Annotated in this window: 2 tRNA genes and 3 rRNA genes; all 5 read left to right on the top strand. The window is 49.6% G+C overall.

Features of this window, described 5'->3' with window-relative positions:
* Window positions 1–34: 34 nt before the first annotated feature.
* The 5 genes from B0180_RS09570 to rrf all read left to right on the top strand — a co-directional run bounded on the left by B0180_RS09570 (window position 35) and on the right by rrf (window position 5,091).
* A 16S ribosomal RNA gene (locus tag B0180_RS09570) occupies window positions 35–1,563 on the top strand.
* Between the two features lie 61 nt (window positions 1,564–1,624).
* Window positions 1,625–1,701, top strand: a tRNA-Ile gene (locus tag B0180_RS09565).
* Between the two features lie 4 nt (window positions 1,702–1,705).
* Window positions 1,706–1,781: transfer RNA gene (locus B0180_RS09560), tRNA-Ala, on the top strand.
* Window positions 1,782–2,026: 245 nt separating this feature from the next.
* A 23S ribosomal RNA gene (locus B0180_RS09555) occupies window positions 2,027–4,880 on the top strand.
* A gap of 97 nt (window positions 4,881–4,977) precedes the next feature.
* A 5S ribosomal RNA gene (gene rrf, locus B0180_RS09550) occupies window positions 4,978–5,091 on the top strand.
* The 16S, 23S and 5S rRNA genes sit together here with 2 tRNA genes alongside, the layout of an rRNA operon.
* Window positions 5,092–5,111 lie beyond the last annotated feature (20 nt).

Raw genomic sequence — 5,111 nt, 5'->3', positions numbered from 1 at the left:
TCAAACAGCTTTGTTTGACTGGCAAATCAAGATTAAACTGAAGAGTTTGATCATGGCTCAGATTGAACGCTGGCGGCAGGCTTAACACATGCAAGTCGAACGAGGTTAGAAAGCTTGCTTTTGATACCTAGTGGCGGACGGGTGAGTAATGCTTAGGAATCTGCCTAGTAGTGGGGGATAACTTGGGGAAACTCAAGCTAATACCGCATACGACCTACGGGTGAAAGGGGGCGCAAGCTCTCGCTATTAGATGAGCCTAAGTCGGATTAGCTAGTTGGTGGGGTAAAGGCCTACCAAGGCGACGATCTGTAGCTGGTCTGAGAGGATGATCAGCCACACTGGGACTGAGACACGGCCCAGACTCCTACGGGAGGCAGCAGTGGGGAATATTGGACAATGGGCGAAAGCCTGATCCAGCCATGCCGCGTGTGTGAAGAAGGCCTTTTGGTTGTAAAGCACTTTAAGTGGGGAGGAAAAGTTAATGGTTAATACCCATTAGCCCTGACGTTACCCACAGAATAAGCACCGGCTAACTCTGTGCCAGCAGCCGCGGTAATACAGAGGGTGCAAGCGTTAATCGGAATTACTGGGCGTAAAGCGCGCGTAGGTGGTTACTTAAGTCAGATGTGAAAGCCCCGGGCTTAACCTGGGAACTGCATCTGATACTGGGTGACTAGAGTAGGTGAGAGGGGAGTAGAATTCCAGGTGTAGCGGTGAAATGCGTAGAGATCTGGAGGAATACCGATGGCGAAGGCAGCTCCCTGGCATCATACTGACACTGAGGTGCGAAAGCGTGGGTAGCAAACAGGATTAGATACCCTGGTAGTCCACGCCGTAAACGATGTCTACCAGTCGTTGGGTCTTTTAAAGACTTAGTGACGCAGTTAACGCAATAAGTAGACCGCCTGGGGAGTACGGCCGCAAGGTTAAAACTCAAATGAATTGACGGGGGCCCGCACAAGCGGTGGAGCATGTGGTTTAATTCGATGCAACGCGAAGAACCTTACCTGGTCTTGACATAGTAGGAATCCTGCAGAGATGCGGGAGTGCCTTCGGGAATCTACATACAGGTGCTGCATGGCTGTCGTCAGCTCGTGTCGTGAGATGTTGGGTTAAGTCCCGCAACGAGCGCAACCCTTTTCCTTAGTTACCAGCACCTCGGGTGGGAACTCTAAGGATACTGCCAGTGACAAACTGGAGGAAGGCGGGGACGACGTCAAGTCATCATGGCCCTTACGACCAGGGCTACACACGTGCTACAATGGTAGGTACAAAGGGTTGCTACACAGCGATGTGATGCCAATCTCAAAAAGCCTATCGTAGTCCGGATTGGAGTCTGCAACTCGACTCCATGAAGTCGGAATCGCTAGTAATCGCAGATCAGAATGCTGCGGTGAATACGTTCCCGGGCCTTGTACACACCGCCCGTCACACCATGGGAGTTGATCTCACCAGAAGTGGGTAGCCTAACGCAAGAGGGCGCTCACCACGGTGGGGTCGATGACTGGGGTGAAGTCGTAACAAGGTAGCCGTAGGGGAACCTGCGGCTGGATCACCTCCTTAACGAAGTTATCTGATTGGCAAGAATTCACAACAAGTTGTTCTTTGGTAAGATGTTTAAAACGGGTCTATAGCTCAGTTGGTTAGAGCACCGTGTTGATAACGCGGGGGTCATAAGTTCAAGTCTTATTAGACCCACCATTTTGGGGCCATAGCTCAGTTGGTAGAGCGCCTGCCTTGCACGCAGGAGGTCAGGAGTTCGACTCTCCTTGGCTCCACCACTAAACATCAAAGCATACATAAGCAATTTAAATAAGATTTCTTATTTATGCTTTTATTTTATAAACTGACGAAGTTTATAACATTATTTAACAACATAGTATGAGTCTGGGTTAATTATTATCCAACGTAATAATTAACCAGGGTGATTGTACCCAATACAATCACCCAAAGTAAAGAGAACTGAATCAAGCGTAAACATAGGTAAATCGTTACACATTACCCATAAGACCCCTTGGGGTTGTATGGTCAAGTAATGAAGTGCACATGGTGGATGCCTTGGCAGTCAGAGGCGATGAAAGACGTGATAGCCTGCGATAAGCGTCGGTGAGGTGGCAATATCCTGTGACCCGGCGATTTCTGAATGGGGAAACCCACCTAAGATAACTTAGGTATCATAATTTATTTTATGAGGCGAACCGGGAGAAGTGAAACATCTCAGTACCCCGAGGAAAAGACATCAATAGAGATTCCCCAAGTAGCGGCGAGCGAACGGGGAGGAGCCGATCAATTTTACAGTAGCAAAATGGCGTGGGAAAGCCAACCGTAGTAGGTGATAGTCCTGTATGCGAAACTGTTTAAGCGACATATTAAGTAGGGCGGAACACGAGAAATTCTGTCTGAAGATGGGGGGACCATCCTCCAAGGCTAAATACTCCTGACTGACCGATAGTGAACCAGTACCGTGAGGGAAAGGCGAAAAGAACCCCTGTTAGGGGAGTGAAATAGAACCTGAAACCGTGTGCATACAAGCAGTCGGAGCGGAGTTATTCCGTGACGGCGTACCTTTTGTATAATGGGTCAGCGACTTATATTCTGTAGCAAGGTTAACCATCTAGGGGAGCCGTAGGGAAACCGAGTCTTAATAGGGCGCATAGTTGCAGGGTATAGACCCGAAACCGAGTGATCTATCCATGAGCAGGTTGAAAGTGCCGTAACAGGCACCGGAGGACCGAACCCACTGTCGTTGAAAAGCCAGGGGATGACTTGTGGATAGGGGTGAAAGGCTAATCAAACTCGGTGATAGCTGGTTCTCCCCGAAAGCTATTTAGGTAGCGCCTCGGACGAACACCATTGGGGGTAGAGCACTGTTTCGGCTAGGGGGTCATCCCGACTTACCAAACCGATGCAAACTCCGAATACCGATGAGTGATATCCGGGAGACAGACGGCGGGTGCTAACGTCCGTCGTCAAGAGGGAAACAACCCAGACCGCCAGCTAAGGCCCCAAATTCCTAGTTAAGTGGGAAACGATGTGGGAAGGCACAGACAGCTAGGATGTTGGCTTAGAAGCAGCCATCATTTAAAGAAAGCGTAATAGCTCACTAGTCGAGTCGGCCTGCGCGGAAGATGTAACGGGGCTCAAACTAGGAGCCGAAGCTGCGGATTTAATTGTTTCAATTAAGTGGTAGGGGAGCGTTGTGTAAGCCTGTGAAGGTGCACTGTAAGGTGTGCTGGAGGTATCACAAGAGCGAATGCTGACGTGAGTAACGACAAAACGGGTGAAAAGCCCGTTCGCCGGAAGACCAAGGGTTCCAGTCCAACGTTAATCGGGGCTGGGTGAGTCGACCCCTAAGGCGAGGCCGAAAGGCGTAGTCGATGGGAAATCGGTTAATATTCCGATACTTGTTTATGATGCGATGGAGGGACGGAGAAGGTTATGCCAGCCTGGCGATGGTTGTCCAGGTGGAAGGATGTAGTTAGACTGAGTAGGCAAATCCGCTCGGTTATTAATGAGATCTGATAGCAAGCTGATTGATCAGCGAAGTGGCAAATACCATGCTTCCAGGAAAAGCTTCTAAGCATAGTCATAAATGAATCGTACCCGAAACCGACACAGGTGGTCAGGTAGAGAATACCAAGGCGCTTGAGAGAACTCTGCTGAAGGAACTAGGCAAAATGGTACCGTAACTTCGGGAGAAGGTACGCTCCTGTTTGTGAAATCCTCGCGATGTAAGCGAATGGGAGTCGCAGATACCAGGCTGCTGCAACTGTTTATTAAAAACACAGCACTCTGCAAACACGAAAGTGGACGTATAGGGTGTGATGCCTGCCCGGTGCTGGAAGGTTAATTGATGGGGTTAGCGTATGCGAAGCTCTTGATCGAAGCCCCAGTAAACGGCGGCCGTAACTATAACGGTCCTAAGGTAGCGAAATTCCTTGTCGGGTAAGTTCCGACCTGCACGAATGGCATAATGATGGCAGCGCTGTCTCCAGCAGAGACTCAGTGAAATCGAAATCGCAGTGAAGATGCTGTGTACCCGCGGCTAGACGGAAAGACCCCGTGAACCTTTACTACAGCTTTACATTGAACTTTGACCTAACTTGTGTAGGATAGGTGGGAGGCTTTGAAGTGGCGACGCCAGTTGCCATGGAGCCATCCTTGAAATACCACCCTGGTTATGTTGGGGTTCTAACTTGAGATTAACAGATCTAAGGACAATGTATGGTGGGTAGTTTGACTGGGGCGGTCTCCTCCTAAAGAGTAACGGAGGAGTACGAAGGTGCGCTCAGAACGGTCGGAAATCGTTCAAAGAGTATAAAGGCAAAAGCGCGCTTAACTGCGAGACCCACAAGTCGAGCAGGTACGAAAGTAGGTCTTAGTGATCCGGTGGTTCTGTATGGAAGGGCCATCGCTCAACGGATAAAAGGTACTCTGGGGATAACAGGCTGATACCGCCCAAGAGTTCATATCGACGGCGGTGTTTGGCACCTCGATGTCGGCTCATCTCATCCTGGGGCTGAAGCAGGTCCCAAGGGTATGGCTGTTCGCCATTTAAAGAGGTACGCGAGCTGGGTTTAGAACGTCGTGAGACAGTTCGGTCCCTATCTACCGTGGGCGTTGGAAATTTGAGAGGATCTGCTCCTAGTACGAGAGGACCAGAGTGGACGAACCTCTGGTGTTCCGGTTGTTTCGCCAGAAGCATTGCCGGGTAGCTACGTTCGGATGGGATAACCGCTGAAAGCATCTAAGCGGGAAGCCCACCTCAAGATGAGATTTCCCTAAAGAGCCGTTGTAGACGACGACGTTGATAGGTTGGGTGTGGAAGCACAGCGATGTGTGTAGCTAACCAATACTAATTGCTCGTTTGGCTTGACCATACAACACCCAAGTGGTTTGTATGTGATAACGATAAACCTTAATCTTGATTTAGTAAAAATATATAACAGACTCATCCTAAGTTGTTAATCCTTTTACGCTGACGACAATAGCAAGATGGAACCACCTGATCCCTTCCCGAACTCAGAAGTGAAACGTCTTAGCGCCGATGGTAGTGTGGTTCGCCCATGTGAGAGTAGGTCATCGTCAGCACCCTTATTCAATCCCCCCCC

Source organism: Moraxella canis, from assembly GCF_002014965.1.
GTDB lineage: Bacteria > Pseudomonadota > Gammaproteobacteria > Pseudomonadales > Moraxellaceae > Moraxella > Moraxella canis.
This window is presented reverse-complemented; position numbering and strand designations above follow the sequence as displayed.